Raw genomic sequence first — 13,705 nt, 5'->3', positions numbered from 1 at the left:
GCAGTGCTGCCGGACGGATCATGCTGAAGCGCGCGGGGCGTAGCCCGTTCCTGCAGAAGCTGGTCGGCAATGCGCTGGCCGGCTACCTGCTCGGCGTCCGCAAGACCAGCTCGTTCCGTCTCGACCCGCCCGACCTCTACGAGCGCCTCGAGGTGGACCTGCCGGCCATCGTCGCCATGTGGCACGGGCAGCATTTCGTCATGCCCTTCGCCCGGCCGCCGAGCTACGACGTCAGGGTGATGATCTCGCGCTCGGCCGACGGCGAGATCAACGCCATCGCCGCCAGCAAGCTCGGCCTTGGCCTGATCCGTGCCTCCGGCGCCCATCACGCCCACCAGGTGAGCAAGCGCGGGGGCCTGCGCGGCTTCATCGAGGCGATGCGCTGCCTGAAGGAAGGCGCCAGCGTGGCGATGACAGCGGACGTGCCGAAGGTCTCGCGCGTCGCCGGGCTCGGCATCGTCCAGCTCGCCCGCCATTCCGGGCGGCCGATCGTGCCGATGGCGGTGGCGACCAGCCGGCATATCGACCTGTCGACCTGGGACCGGGCCACCATCAACCTGCCCTTCGGCCGCATGGTCGTCGCCTCCGGCGAGGCGATCCACGTCGCTCCGGATGCGGACGATGCCGCGCTGGAAGAGGCGCGCAAGGCGGTGGAGGCCTCGATGAACGAGACCACCGAGCGCGCCTACGCGCTGGCCAAGTCCGGATGACCGCGCCCGGCCCGACGACGGCATCTCCGCCGGCCGGCACCGCCCGCGCCGGGGTGCTGTCGCGCCTGGCCGGGGAAAGCCTGCTCCTGCTCTATCGCGGCTTCGGCCGGGCCATCGCGCCGCTGCTGCCGCTGCTCTTCGCCCGCAGGGCGCGGCGCGGCAAGGAGGACGAGGCACGGCGCGGCGAGCGCTTCGGACGCGCCTCGCGCCCCCGCCCCGACGGCCCGCTGGTCTGGCTGCATGCGGCCAGCGTCGGCGAGATGAACGCCTCGCGCCCGCTGGTTCGGGCCCTGCGGGAGCGCGGGCTGGGCGTGCTGCTGACCACCGGCACGGTGACCTCGGCGCGCATCGCCGCCACTGAAGCGGACCCGGGCGTCATCCACCAGTTCGTGCCCTACGACACGCCTCCCGGCATCGGCCGGTTTCTCGATCACTGGCGCCCGGACCTTGCCATCACGGCAGAGTCCGAGATATGGCCGACAACCATCTCGACGCTGGCCCGGCGCGGCATTCCGCTCGCCATCGCCAGCGCCACCATGTCGCCGCGCTCGGCCAAGGGCTGGCGCCGGATGCGGCCCTTCGCCCATGCGATCTTCTCTCGGATTTCGCTGTGCCTTGCCCAGACGGCGGACGACGCGGAGCGGCTCGGCGCTCTCGGCGCTCCGCGGGTCGAGGTCTGCGGCAACCTGAAATTCGACGGTGGTGAACTGCCCGTCGACCCGCAGGCGCTGGACGCCCTCCAGACGGTGCTCGGCTCGCGGCCCGTGTGGCTGGCCGCCAGCACGCATGAAGGCGAAGAGGCGATGGTCGCCGAGGTGCATGAGGCGCTGCGCGGCGAGCTGCCCGGCCTGCTCACGGTGATCGTGCCCCGGCATCCGGAGCGGGGCGGCACCATCGCCGCAGGCCTTGCCGCGCGCGGCCTTCGGCTCGCCCGGCGCTCGGACGGCCTGCTGCCGGACGCGGCGTGCGACATCTATCTCGGCGACACGATCGGCGAGATGGGCCTCTACTATCGCGTTGCGCCGGTCGCCTTCATCGGCAAGTCGCTGGTGCCGGAAGGCGGGCAGAACCCGCTGGAGGCCTCCCGGCTCGGCACGGCCATCGTCACCGGCCCGCATGTCTTCAACCTGCTCGACATCTACACGCCGCTGTTCGACGCCAAGGGCGCCGAGATCGTGCAAGACACGGGCGAACTGGCCGCGGCAGTGCACAGGCTGCTGGTCGACCGGACGCTGGCGGCCCGGCAGGCGGCCATCGCGGCCACTGTCGCCAGGGCCGGCAGCGGCGCGCTGGACGCAAGCCTTGCCGCGCTTTCGCCCCTGCTGCCGCCCGCAAGGGATACGTCAAAGTGAGCGGCGGGCTGTCCGCCCCGTCCTTCTGGTGGCGGCCGCCCGGCCCGGCCGCCTTCGCACTTGCCCCGCTCGGCTGGATCTACGGCGCGATCACCGCAAGCCGCATGGGGCGCAAGCCCGCCCACACGGCCGCAGTACCGGTGATCTGCGTCGGCAATTTCACGGTCGGGGGCACCGGCAAGACGCCGTTCGCGCTGGCGCTGGCCGAGGGGCTCAAGGCGCGCGGCGAGCGCCCCGTCTTCCTCACCCGCGGCTATGGCGGGCGGCTGTCCGGCGGGCCGCCCGTGCTGCTCGATCCCGACCGACACGGCCCGCTCGATGCCGGCGACGAGCCCCTGCTGCTTGCAGCCAGCGGCCCGGTGGTGATCGCCGCCGACCGGGCGGCAGGGGCAAGGCTCGCCGAGGGGCTCGGCAGCGTGATCCTGATGGACGACGGATTGCAGAACCCGGCGCTGGCCAAGACCGTGTCGCTGGCGCTGGTCGATGCCGCGTCCGGCACCGGCAACGGCTTCTGCCTGCCGGCAGGCCCCTTGCGCGCGCCGGTGGCGCGGCAGCTTGCCCATGTCGATGCGCTGGTGACGATCGGCGACGGCACGGCGGCAAAGCCGGTCGAAGCCGCAGCACGGGCCCGCGGCCTGCCGGTCTTCCGTGCAAGTCTGGCTGCTCGCGAGGCGGGTTGGCTGAAGGGGGCCCGGGTCCTCGCCTTTGCCGGCATCGGACGGCCGGAACGCTTCGCGCAGAGCCTGCGCGCCGCGGGGGCCGAGGTCGTGCAAACGCGCTTCTTCGGCGATCATCACGCCTTTACGGAAACGGATGCGCAGGACCTGCTCGAACGTGCGGCACGAGGAGGGCTAGCCCTCGTCACCACGGCCAAGGACCGGGTGCGTCTCGGCAACGATAGAGGCGACACCGCGCTCGCCCGGCTGGCGAGGCAGGCGCAGGTGCTGAACGTGGAGATGCGTGTGGAAGACCCGCAGGGCCTTGCCGCATTCCTCGAAGCGCGCCTTGGTCAGGGCGCCTCGCCGCACTCCTGATAGCGGGCAAGGGCGGCCTGCGCGTCGACATAGGCCTCCTGGCGCGACACGCTCCAGTATTTCAGCTCATCGAGCGGGATCGACTGGCCGGTGACGGCGCAGCGCACGAAGGTGCCCGGCGACAGGATCTGGAAGTCCGCGTCCAGGTAGCGGATGCGCGCCTCGCCCGGCACGCGCGGGTTCTCGTATCGGTTCATGCGTCTGGTGCCTTTCGCGGCCTCTCGCGGCCGCCTTTGCGTCCTGAATACAGGCCCCTTCGTCCCTTGACCACCCCCTGCCGCACCGCCGCGGCCCGAGGGGCCCCGCCTCACCTTTGCTCCTCCGGCGGCGTCTCCGACGGCGCCTGCCCGGCATCGCCGCCCCGGCGCGGCGTCACCCGGTGCAGCGTGTCGGCGCCGGCCATCGGCCCGCCCTGCATCTGCAGCTCCATCCGCTCGCGGTCGCGCAGGCGCACGTCCTCCTCGATCTCGGCGATCCGGTCGGAGGGAATGCCGAGCTGGGCAAGCGCGGCCCGGCCGAAATGGACGCTCGATTCGAAGGTCTCGCGGATGTGATAGTCGACGCCGAGCCGGGTCAGCTCCAGCGCGTGGACCCGGTCGGTGGCGCGGCAGAACAGCTTGGCCTGCGGGAAACGCGCCCGGATGAGCTCGATGGCCTGACCCATCACCTTGTCGTTCTCGATGCACAGCGCCACCAGGACCGCCCGGCCCGCGCCGGCCGCCTCCAGCACGTCCGGCCGGGTCGCATCGCCGACATAGACCCGGTAGCCGAGCTTGCGGGCATAGGCGACGCGCTCGGGACGGTTGTCGAGCGCGATCACCTCGACGCCCTCCGACGTCAGCATCTGCGAGACCATCATGCCGAAACGGCCGAAGCCGACCACGAGCACGGTCGGCATGGCGTCCCCGAAGGTCTCGATGATGCCGGTCACGACGCCGCGCCGCTGCAGCCGGCGGGCCAGCATGTCGTGGGCAAGGCAGGCAACCGGCGTCAGCAGCATGGACACGACGACGACGGCGATCAGCAATGTCAGCAAGTCGCCGCCGAAAATGCCGGCGACCGCCGCTGCGGTGAACAGCACGAAGGCGAACTCGCCGCCCTGCGGCAGCGTTACCGCGATCCTCAGCGCATCCGAGTTCGACGAGCCGAACAGCCGCGACAAGCCCCAGATCAGCACGCCCTTCAGCACCATGGTGGCGGCCACCCCGGCAAGCACCACCCACCACTGCGCGAAGACGACCGGCAGATCCAGCGACATGCCGACGGAGATGAAGAACAGCCCCATCAGCAACGAGCGGAACGGCTCGATATCGGCCTCCAGCGTGTGGCGAAAGCTGGATTCCGAGAGCATCACGCCGGCAAGGAAGGCCCCGAGCGCCATCGACAGGCCGACCGCGTGCATGATGCCGCCGCTGCCCAGCGCCACCAGCAGCGCGGCCGCGAGCATCACCTCGCGCGCCCTTGCGCGTGCAAGAAGCGAGAACAGCGGGGTGAGCAGGTAGCGCCCGACAAGGACCACGCCGGCGACGGCCGCGACCGTGATGCCGAGTTCGAGGGCGATGTCCGCGCCGCGCGCCTCCTCGCCGCGGGGCGACAGGACGGGGATCATCGCAAGCAGCGGGACGATCGCCATGTCCTGCAGCAGCAGGATGCCGAAGGCGCGCTGTCCGTAGGAGGTGGTAAGCTGGCCGCGTTCCTGCAGGATCTGCAGCGCGAAGGCGGTGGAGGACAGGGCAAGGCCGAAGCCGGCGATCAGCGCCACCTCCAGCGAAAGCCCGCCGAGCAGCGCCGCGGCGACGAGCGCCACACCGCAAAGCAGCACCTGCGAGGTGCCGAGGCCGAAGATATCGCCCTTCATCCGCCAGAGCCGCGCCGGCTCCAGCTCCAGCCCGATGACGAAGAGCAGCAGCACCACGCCGAGTTCGGCGACGCTGCGGATCTCCACCGCCGAGCGAATGAAGTCGAACCCGTACGGGCCGATGACGAGACCTGCGGCGAGATAGCCGACCACGGAGCCGAGACCGAGCTTCCTGGCGATCGGCACGGATGCGACCGTGGCGGCCAGCACCGTGAGCGATTCGAAGAAGAAGGGAGGCGCGGCGTCGGTTGCCATGATGTCTCTTGATATGCCTGCGACATGAGGGTTGGGATAGATTGCGTCGGAATCGGTGGATCTCTCTGCCCGAATCCGCCGGAAAACCCTAATTGAATTGCCCCGCCGCGAACAGGAGGCCGCACCGTTGGCCGTCGATCTCAAGACGCTCATGGCCCGTCATGCCCGTCCCGGCCGCATAGGCTGGATCGGCTTGCGCCCGGCGCGGCTGCAGCCTGTCGTGGCGGTCGAGAGCGCCGAGGCGAGCGAGGCCGGCCTCGTGGGCGACCACTATGTCAGCGGCGGCAAGCGCGCCGTCACGCTGCTGCAGGGAGAACATCTGGCGGTGATCGCGGCATTGGCCGGGCTGCCCGAGGTCGATCCGGCCCAGCTGCGCCGCAACGTGGTGGTGCATGGCCTCAATCTCGCCGCCGTTCGTCATCACCCCTTGCGTCTCGGGTCGGCGCTGATACGGATTTCCGGCCCTTGCGCGCCCTGCAGCCGCATGGAAACCGTCTTGGGTCCAGGCGGTTACAATGCCATGCGCGGCCATGGCGGCTACTATGCCGAGGTGCTGGAACCGGGCCGCCTTGCCCTTGGTGATGCCGTCGTGCCGCAGGCGCACGAGACGGCGGAACGAAACGCGTGACGACCGGCGCCGGCCGGCAGGAGAAGCGATGACAACCGCTCGGATCGGACTGGCGCTCGGCGGCGGGGGCGCGCGCGGCATCGCCCATGTGCCGGTGATCGAGGCCTTCGACGACCTCGGCATCCGGCCGATGGCCATCGCCGGCACGTCCATCGGCGCGATCTTCGGTGCGGCCCACGCGGCCGGTCTCGACGGCAAGACCCTGCGCGAGATCTCGAAGGCGACCTTCGCCGACCGCAACTCGGTGCTGGCTCGGCTTTGGAAGCTGCGGCCGCGCAAGCTCGGCGACCTGTTCGGCAGTCCGGGGATCATGCAGTTCGACGCGCTCAAGGTGCTGGAGCAGTTCGTCGGCCAGCACATCCCGGCGACGTTCGAGGAACTGGAAACGCCGCTGACGCTGATCGCCACGGACTTCTACAATTGCCGCGAGGTGCGCCTGCAGCACGGTTCGCTGCATCATGCGGTGGCAGCCTCGATCGCCATTCCCGCGCTTTTCAAGCCGATGACCGTCGACGGGCGCATCATGGTCGACGGCGGGCTGGTCAATCCCCTGCCCTTCGACGCGCTGCCGCCCGACATCGACATCGTGGTGGCCTGCGACGTGGTCGGCTCGCCGATGCCGCGCAAGGGGCGCAGCCTGCCGGGTGCGGGCGATGCGGTGTTCGGCGCAACACAGATCCTGATGCAGTCCATTGTTCTGGAAAAGCTGAAGAACCGACAGCCGGACGTGCTGGTGAAGCCCGACATTTCGGGCTTCCGGGTTCTCGACTTCATGAAGACCGCCAACATCCTGGAGGCGGCCGAGCCGATGCGCGAGATGGTCAAGCAGCGGGTGGCAGCGGCCATCGAGGCCTACGAGACCGGCCGCCAGATGGCGTGAAGCCCGCACTTGCAGCCTTGAAGCGCACCGGTGGAGCTCTATCCTACCCTTGCGGCACGCAAGCACGGAGCCCCGCCATGGACCTGACGTCGTTCTCCGCCCCACGCCTGTCCGTCCGCTCGTGGAAAGGGCGGATGCGTTCCGCGCTCGCCGGACTTGCCGGGCTTGTCGGCACCCTCGCCCTTGCCGGGGGACCGGCCGCCGCCTCCTGCCAGTTGCTCGCCGACGGATGGATACAGGCGCCGCCTCCGCTGGTGCGGCAGGCCGCGCTGGCGATGGACCAGGTCGGCATCACCTATATCGGCCACGCCACCTTCGAGATCGAGACGCCGAAGGGCGTGCGCATCGCCACCGACTACAACAACGTGCACCGGCCGGGGCGGCTGCCGCGCGTCGTCACGATGAACGGCGCCCATTCCACCCATTTCACTCTCAACCCGGATGCCGGGATCGAGCATGTGCTGCTCGGCTGGAACCCGAACGGCGGAGCGATGGACCACGACCTCACCGTCGAGGACGTGCGCATCCGCAACCTGCAGACCAACATCCGCGGCTGGGACGGCGAGACCCGTTTGCTCGGAAACTCGATCTTCGTCTTCGAGGTGGCGGACCTGTGCATCGCCCATCTCGGCCACCTGCACCACCGGCTGACACCCGAGGACCTCGCCCGGCTCGGCACGATCGACATCGTCTTCGCGCCGGTCGACAATGCCTCGACGCTGCGGCTCGACAGCCTGGTGGAGGTGATCCGCGCGGTGTCGCCGCGCATCGTCATTCCGATGCACGCCTATACCTACGGCTCGCGCGAGAGCTTCGTCGCGCGCATGGCGAGCGAGGGGTTCGGGGTAGAGATGTCGGAAAGCCCGCTCTACATCGCGAGCCGCACGACGCTGCCGGCCGGACAGACCGTGCTGGTGCTGCCCGAAGGGTGAGCAGGCCCCGCCTCCTGCGTGCAGGCCTCACCCGTGCAGGGCGATGCTGTCTTCCGGCGCCCCGTCGCGCTCGCTCATGCCGTAATCGCGGATGACGGCGGCGACCCGCAGGCGATAATTGGCGAAATGGGTGCCCCGGCCGGCCGTCTGCGCCATGCGGTGGCGCGCCTCTTGCCGCCACTTCGACAGCGCCTCCTCGTCGCGCCAGAAGGAGAGGGAGAGCAGCTTGCCCGGCTCGGTCAGGCTCTCGAAGCGCTCGACCGAGATGAAGCCATCCTGCTCGGCGAGCAGCGGCTTCAGCCCCGCCGCGATGTCGAGATAGGCGCCCGTGTGCCCCTCCTTCGGCCAGACCTCGAAGATCACTGCAATCATGTCCCTCTCCCTCCGTGTCCGGTGACGCTGTCCGGCGACGCGGCCCCTCGCGCCTGCCGCTCGCCGATCTCCTTCAGTCGCGCCGTGCCTTGAAGAAGCCGCGCAAAAGCTCCGCCGCATCGCGCTCCGCAAGGCCCGAATAGACTTCCGGCGCATGATGGCAGGTCGCCTGAGAATAAAAGCGCACGCCGTTTTCGACCGCACCGCCCTTGGGGTCGGAGGCCCCGAAATAGAGCCGGCGGATGCGGGCGAAGGAGATCGCCGCCGCGCACATCGGGCAGGGTTCGAGCGTAACGTAAAGGTCGCAGTCGGGCAGCCGCTGGCTGCCGAGAGCGGCGGCGGCGCGCCGCATCACCAGGATTTCGGCATGGGCGGTGGGGTCGCTCAGCTCCAGCGTGCGGTTGCCGTCGGCGGCCAGGATTTCGCCGCCGCGCACCAGGACGGCGCCGACCGGCACCTCGCCGCGCGCCGCCGCCGCCCGCGCCTCGTCCAGCGCCAGATCCATGAAGCCGCCGGTGCTTCCGGCGGACCTTTCGTTCCCTGTCATGGCCGCGACCCTACAGCCAGGAAGAGCCGTTTGGAATCGCCAAGTCGGGGCAGGATCGACCCCTTGCGGAAAACGCATGGCGAGGCGGTGAAAAAGCGCGCTTCCCGCAGCCCTGCCGCTCTGGTATGACGCGGCACCATGACCGAAGACAATCGATCCTCGCGGCCTCCGCGCCGCGCCTCCGCGCCGGGGAAATCCGGCAGCGGACGCCCCGGCAACGGCAAGCCCCGCGCAACACGCGGCAATGACGGCCCGCATCGCTCCGCCGACGGAGAGGCGCGCGGACCGCGCAAGAGCTTCGGCCCGAAGGCCGCGGGCGAGCGCAAGTTCGGCGACAAGTCCGCAGATCGGGGCGCGGACCGGGGTGCAGAGCGCGGCGGCGAACGGGGCGCGGAGCGCAAGTACGGCGAACGGCGCGGCGGTCCGGATGCCGGCGGCAAGCGCTTCGGCGAGAAGAAGAGCTTCGGCGACAAGAAGGGCTTTGCGGGCAAGAAGAGCTTCGGCGAGCGCAAGGGCGCCCCGAAGCGCGACAAGACGCTGCCTCCCGGCGCAGCGCCGCTCGCCGCGCGCACCGAGGATGCCGAGCGCGTCGCCAAGGTGATCGCACGCGCCGGCCTGTGCTCGCGCCGCACGGCGGAAAGCTGGGTGGTCGCAGGCCGCGTCGCGGTCAACGGCACCGTCCTGACCTCGCCCGCCGTCACCGTGACGGACGCCGACCGCATCACCGTGGACGGCGAACCGCTGCCGGAGCGCGAGCGCACCCGCCTGTGGCTCTACCACAAGCCGCGCGGCCTGGTGACGACCAACTCCGACCCGGAAGGCCGGCCGACCGTGTTCGAGCGGCTGCCCAAGACCCTGCCGCGCGTCTTGACCGTCGGGCGCCTCGACATCAACACCGAGGGCCTGCTGCTGCTGACCAATGACGGCGGCCTGTCGCGGGTGCTGGAGCTGCCGGCGACCGGCTGGCTGCGCCGCTACCGCGTGCGCGCCTATGGCGAGATCACGCAGGACAGGCTCGACAAGCTGGCCGACGGCATCGAGGTCGACGGCGTGCTTTACGGTGGCATCGAGGCGCAGATCGACAAGGAGCAGGGCGACAACGTCTGGATGACGATTGCGCTGCGCGAGGGCAAGAACCGCGAGATCAAGAAGGTTCTGGAGCATCTCGGCCTTGCCGTGAACCGGCTGATCCGCATCTCCTTCGGCCCGTTCCAGCTGGCCGAGCTCGACGAGGGCGAGGTGCGCGAGATCCGCGGCCGGGTGCTGCGCGACCAGCTCGGCGACCGGCTGGCAGCCGAGGCCAATGCCGATTTCGAAGCTCCGCTCCTGACACCGGGCGGCGAGGCTGACGGCGAGGAGGCCAAGCCGGCTCGCAATCCCGCTCCCGGCGCCGCCCCGCAGCGCGGCAAGCCCGCCGCCGGCAAGCCAGGAGCTGCAAGGACCGAGGACCGCTACCTCAGCGCCCGCGAGGGCCGCGAGGCGCGCGAGAAGCCGTCCCGCACCCGCCGCAAGGAAGAGAGCCGGGCCGCACGCCCCTCGCGCAACGAGTCGGAACCGTCCGGCTATGTCTCGCCGCGTTCGCGCTTCCGCTTTACTCCGGACACGATGCCGCGCGCATCCAAGGGCGACGGCCAGTCGGCCGGTGCACGTCGGCGGATCTGGGACGAGGACGGCTCGCTGGTGGTCGACACCGCCCCGCCGTCCGAGGACGCGCCGCGCGGTGCCGGTCGCGGCAAGCCGGGCGGAGGCAAGTCCTTTGGCGGTAAACCGGGTGGTGGCAAGCCGTTCGCCGCACGCTCTGGCGACGACCGCCCGCGCCGCTCCGGCCCGCGCGAGGATCGGCCGCGCGACGACAGACCTCGTGAAGACGGGCCCCGCGGAGATCGGCCGTTCGGCGACAGGCCGCGGAGCGACCGCCCCCGCGAGGATCGTCCGAGAGGCGACCGTCCCTTCGGCGGCAAGCCGGGCGGGGACCGGCCGCGTGGAGACCGTCCTGAAGGCGGCCGTCCTGCAGGTGGACGTCCCGGTGGCGGGCGTCCCGGCGGAGGTCGCCCAGCCGGCGGCCGTCCGGCGGGCAAAGGCCCCGGCGGGAAAGGTCCTGGAGGCAGGGGGCCCGGAAGCAGGGGTCCCGGCGGTAAGGGGCCCGGTGGGGGCAAGCGTCCGTGAGGATCGTCGCCGGACGCTTCCGGGGTTCTCCCATCGAGGCGCCGCGCGGTGACGCGACGCGCCCGACCAGCGACCGGCTGCGCGAGACGCTGTTCAACGTGCTGGCCCACGGCCATGGCGACGTGCTGCAGGACACGCGCGTCCTCGACCTGTTCGCCGGCAGCGGCGCGCTGGGACTGGAGGCGCTGAGCCGCGGCGCGCGCCACTGTCTCTTCGTCGAGGAAGCGAGTGCGGCGCGCGCGGCGATCCGCTCCAATGTCGAGGCGCTCGGCCTCACCGGGGCGACCAAGATCTTCCGCCGCGATGCAACGCGGATCGGGCCGGTCGGCACCATCGCGCCCTTCGACCTCGTCTTCGCCGACCCGCCCTATCGCAAGGGGCTGGGCGAGCAGGCGCTGGCCGCCTGCCTTGCCGGCGGCTGGCTGGCGCCGGGCGCGCTGGTGGTGCTGGAAGAGGACGCCAAGACCGAGATCGCCCCCATCGACGGGCTGGAAGAACTGGACCGGCGCACCGTCGGCGAAAGCCAGTTCGTCATCTACCGCAGCGCCTAGCCCCCTAAGGCGTTGGTGTCGGCGCCGGCGGTGACGGCGCCTTGCGGCGCGGGCGGGTCCGCCTCAGCGCCGCAGTCAGGCCCTTCGGGGCCTTTTCCTCGAGCCAGATGAAAGCTTCGTCGAGCCGCAACAGGCGGCGACGGCGCGCGCGCAGCCAGCGCGTCGCCTGGCGGCTGCTGCCGAGAATCAGGATCAGCCCGCCGGCGATGAGCGGCACGCCCGTGGGAAGCGGCGTCCAAACGGTCGCAAGACCGAGCAGGATCATCACCACGGCCGCCGCCCAGACGAACAGTTTCATGCGCCATCGGCTCCGGAACGAGACGGGGCGCGGCACGCGCACTCCCACCGGCCGCCAGATGACACGCAAGGCATGACATGCTCGTGACGGAAGGCGCGCGACGGAGGGCGCGCGACGGGTGCGGCCCGCCCGCCCGGCTACTTGCGGCCGAACAGGCGTTCGATGTCGGAGAGCTTCAGCGAGATCCAGGTCGGGCGACCGTGGTTGCACTGGCCGGAATTGGGCGTTGCCTCCATCTCGCGCAGCAGGGCGTCCATTTCCTCCGGCCGCAGGCGGCGTCCGGCGCGCACCGACCCGTGGCAGGCCATGGTCGCGGCGACATGGTCGAGCCGCTCGCGCAGGCGGGTGGAGCTGTCCCATTCGGCGAGATCGTCGGCAAGATCCGTGACGAGGCCGCGAATGTCGATCTGGCCGAGCATGGCCGGCGTCTCGCGCACCGCAATCGCGCCGGGTCCGAACGGCTCCAGCACCAGACCGACGGCCTCCAGCTCCTCGGCCCGCTCCGCCAGACGCGCCACATCCTCCTGCGGCAATTCCACGATCTCGGGGATCAGGAGGCCCTGCCGGGCGACGCCGCGCACGGCAAGCTCGGCCTTCAGCCGCTCATAGACCAGCCGCTCATGCGCGGCGTGCTGGTCGACGATGACGAGACCGTCCTCGGTCTGGGAGATGATGTAGGTGGCGTGGACCTGCGCCCGCGCCGCGCCGAGCGGTCGGGACTGGCGCTCCTCCGTCGCTTCGCTCGCCTGGGCATGGGCCCGCGCATCGGCGGACGGCATGTCCAGCGTCTCGAAGCCCGCCTGCGCCGCCTCGCCGAACCCGCTCGCGGGGGCTGCTTGCGCGTGCGCCTCGGCAGCGTCCAGCGGACGGAAGGGCGAGGCGCGCCAGTCGGACGAGGCCGGGGCGGGCGAGGTGGCGGAGCGCTGGTAGCCGTAGTGGTCGCTTGTAGCGGGACGCAGGCCGGCGGACGAGCCGGCCGCATAGCCGGTGGAGAAGGACGCCATCGCTGCCCTTGCCGTATGCGAGGAGGCAAGGTGGCCGGCCTCGGCAAAGACCTGGCGCAGGGCACCGACGATCAGCCCGCGCACCAGCTGCGCGTCGCGAAAGCGCACATCCGCCTTGGCGGGATGGACGTTGACGTCGACCTGTCGCGGGTCGAGTTCGATGAACAGCACCGAGACCGGATGCCGGTCGCGGGCCAGCACGTCGGCATAGGCGCCGCGCAGCGCCGACATCAGCAGCTTGTCGCGCACCGGGCGGCCATTGACGAAGAAGAACTGCGAGAGCGAGTTGGCCTTGTGGAAGGTCGGCAGGCCGGCAAGCCCGTGCAGCCGTACGCCCTCGCGCACCGCATTCACCGGCCGGGCGTTGTCGACGAAATCGGTGCCCATGACCTGGGCGATACGCGCCTCCAGCGCCCGCTCGCCGCTCGCCGCTGCATAGGTGGTGGTCTGGCGGTCGCTGCCGGACAGCTCGAAGCGCACCGCCGGGTTGGCGAGCGCCAGGCGGCGGACCACATCGGTGACCGCGGCCCCTTCCGCCCGGTCGGTCTTCAGGAACTTGAGACGGGCGGGCGTTGCGAAGAAGAGATCGCGCACCTCGACCTGGGTCCCGCCCGCATGGCTGGCCGGGGCCGGCCCGTCCTTGCGCCCGCCCTCGACCCGGATGGTCCAGGCGTGGGTCTCGGATGCATGGCGCGAGGTCATGGCAAGACGGGCGATGGCGCCGATGGAGGGCAGCGCCTCGCCGCGAAAGCCGAGGCTGCGGATGTCGAACAGATCGTCCTCGGAGAGCTTGGACGTGCAATGGCGCTCCACCGCCAGCGCCAGCTGCTCGCCGGGAATGCCGCAGCCGTCGTCGTCGACGCGGATCAAGGTCTTGCCGCCGGCCGCCGTCGACACACCGATGCGCGCCGCCCCTGCATCAAGGGCGTTCTCGACCAGCTCCTTGACCACGCTGGCCGGCCGCTCGATCACCTCGCCTGCCGCGATCTGGTTGATCGCGTGGTCGCTCAACTGCCGGATCGTCATTCCCGGACCTTCACCTTTGCGAATCGTCCCCTCGCCCGGCGCCAGCATCGCCCGTTTGGCCGCGCGGGGCCAGCCGTCCGCGCAGCGTCCCG

14 protein-coding genes are annotated in these 13,705 nt (G+C 70.9%); 8 read left to right on the top strand and 6 right to left on the bottom strand.

What is annotated here, in order from left to right; translation table 11 throughout:
* The first annotated feature begins 20 nt into the window (after positions 1-20).
* From GH266_RS18290 to lpxK, 3 genes are read left to right on the top strand one after another with little or no spacing between them, the layout of a single operon-like run.
* Entirely contained in the window at positions 21-710 is a 690-nt protein-coding gene (locus tag GH266_RS18290; RefSeq protein WP_158195101.1) for a lysophospholipid acyltransferase family protein, read from the top strand.
* Positions 707-2,062, top strand: a complete 1,356-nt coding sequence (locus tag GH266_RS18285; RefSeq protein WP_158195100.1) for a 3-deoxy-D-manno-octulosonic acid transferase — start codon at positions 707-709, stop codon at positions 2,060-2,062. Before GH266_RS18290 ends, GH266_RS18285 begins: the two co-directional genes overlap by 4 nt.
* A complete protein-coding gene (gene lpxK / locus GH266_RS18280) occupies positions 2,059-3,096 on the top strand; it encodes a tetraacyldisaccharide 4'-kinase (RefSeq protein WP_244953715.1) in 1,038 nt (345 codons plus the stop codon). Before GH266_RS18285 ends, lpxK begins: the two co-directional genes overlap by 4 nt.
* On the opposite strand, the gene GH266_RS18275 is transcribed toward lpxK, so the two are convergent.
* Positions 3,072-3,293, bottom strand: a complete 222-nt coding sequence (locus GH266_RS18275) for a DUF2093 domain-containing protein (RefSeq protein ID WP_067220621.1) — start codon at positions 3,291-3,293, stop codon at positions 3,072-3,074. The two genes, lpxK and GH266_RS18275, sit on opposite strands and share 25 nt — an antisense overlap.
* Positions 3,294-3,403: 110 nt before the next feature.
* Positions 3,404-5,209 carry a monovalent cation:proton antiporter-2 (CPA2) family protein gene (locus tag GH266_RS18270; protein ID WP_158195099.1) on the bottom strand — a complete coding sequence of 602 codons (1,806 nt, stop codon included), beginning with the start codon at positions 5,207-5,209 and terminating at the stop codon, positions 3,404-3,406.
* A gap of 127 nt (positions 5,210-5,336) precedes the next feature.
* On the opposite strand from GH266_RS18270, the gene GH266_RS18265 reads away from it, so the two are divergent.
* The 3 genes from GH266_RS18265 to GH266_RS18255 all read left to right on the top strand — a co-directional run bounded on the left by GH266_RS18265 (position 5,337) and on the right by GH266_RS18255 (position 7,649).
* The gene (locus tag GH266_RS18265; protein WP_244953714.1) at positions 5,337-5,837 is read left to right on the top strand and encodes an MOSC domain-containing protein; all 501 of its coding nucleotides are present in this window, start codon (positions 5,337-5,339) and stop codon (positions 5,835-5,837) included.
* Between the two features lie 28 nt (positions 5,838-5,865).
* A complete protein-coding gene (locus tag GH266_RS18260) occupies positions 5,866-6,717 on the top strand; it encodes a patatin-like phospholipase family protein (protein ID WP_158195098.1) in 852 nt (283 codons plus the stop codon).
* Positions 6,718-6,794: 77 nt separating this feature from the next.
* Complete coding sequence (locus GH266_RS18255; protein WP_209001485.1) at positions 6,795-7,649, top strand: MBL fold metallo-hydrolase; 855 nt, start codon at positions 6,795-6,797, stop codon at positions 7,647-7,649.
* A 27-nt stretch (positions 7,650-7,676) separates the two neighbouring features.
* On the opposite strand, the gene GH266_RS18250 is transcribed toward GH266_RS18255, so the two are convergent.
* Positions 7,677-8,021: an antibiotic biosynthesis monooxygenase family protein gene (locus GH266_RS18250; RefSeq protein WP_158195097.1), complete on the bottom strand. Its 345-nt coding sequence runs from the start codon at positions 8,019-8,021 to the stop codon at positions 7,677-7,679.
* A gap of 73 nt (positions 8,022-8,094) precedes the next feature.
* Positions 8,095-8,568: a nucleoside deaminase gene (locus GH266_RS18245; protein WP_209001484.1), complete on the bottom strand. Its 474-nt coding sequence runs from the start codon at positions 8,566-8,568 to the stop codon at positions 8,095-8,097.
* Between the two features lie 138 nt (positions 8,569-8,706).
* Here GH266_RS18245 and GH266_RS18240 point away from each other — a divergent pair, with 138 nt between their 5' ends.
* Both GH266_RS18240 and rsmD read left to right on the top strand, forming a co-directional pair.
* Positions 8,707-10,734 carry a pseudouridine synthase gene (locus GH266_RS18240; protein WP_158195096.1) on the top strand — a complete coding sequence of 676 codons (2,028 nt, stop codon included), beginning with the start codon at positions 8,707-8,709 and terminating at the stop codon, positions 10,732-10,734.
* Positions 10,731-11,285, top strand: coding sequence for a 16S rRNA (guanine(966)-N(2))-methyltransferase RsmD (gene rsmD / locus GH266_RS18235; RefSeq protein ID WP_158195095.1), 555 nt, complete (start codon positions 10,731-10,733; stop codon positions 11,283-11,285). Before GH266_RS18240 ends, rsmD begins: the two co-directional genes overlap by 4 nt.
* A 4-nt stretch (positions 11,286-11,289) precedes the next feature.
* Here the strand turns inward: rsmD and GH266_RS18230 are convergent, their stop codons facing one another.
* Positions 11,290-11,583, bottom strand: a complete 294-nt coding sequence (locus tag GH266_RS18230; protein ID WP_067220602.1) for a hypothetical protein — start codon at positions 11,581-11,583, stop codon at positions 11,290-11,292.
* A 137-nt stretch (positions 11,584-11,720) separates the two neighbouring features.
* The gene (gene mutL, locus GH266_RS18225; RefSeq protein ID WP_158195094.1) at positions 11,721-13,613 is read right to left on the bottom strand and encodes a DNA mismatch repair endonuclease MutL; all 1,893 of its coding nucleotides are present in this window, start codon (positions 13,611-13,613) and stop codon (positions 11,721-11,723) included.
* Positions 13,614-13,705: the final 92 nt, after the last annotated feature.

This window comes from Stappia indica, assembly GCF_009789575.1.
Taxonomy (GTDB): domain Bacteria; phylum Pseudomonadota; class Alphaproteobacteria; order Rhizobiales; family Stappiaceae; genus Stappia; species Stappia indica_A.
The sequence above is the reverse complement of the archived record's forward strand: the minus strand, read 5'-3'. Positions and strand labels throughout refer to the sequence as shown.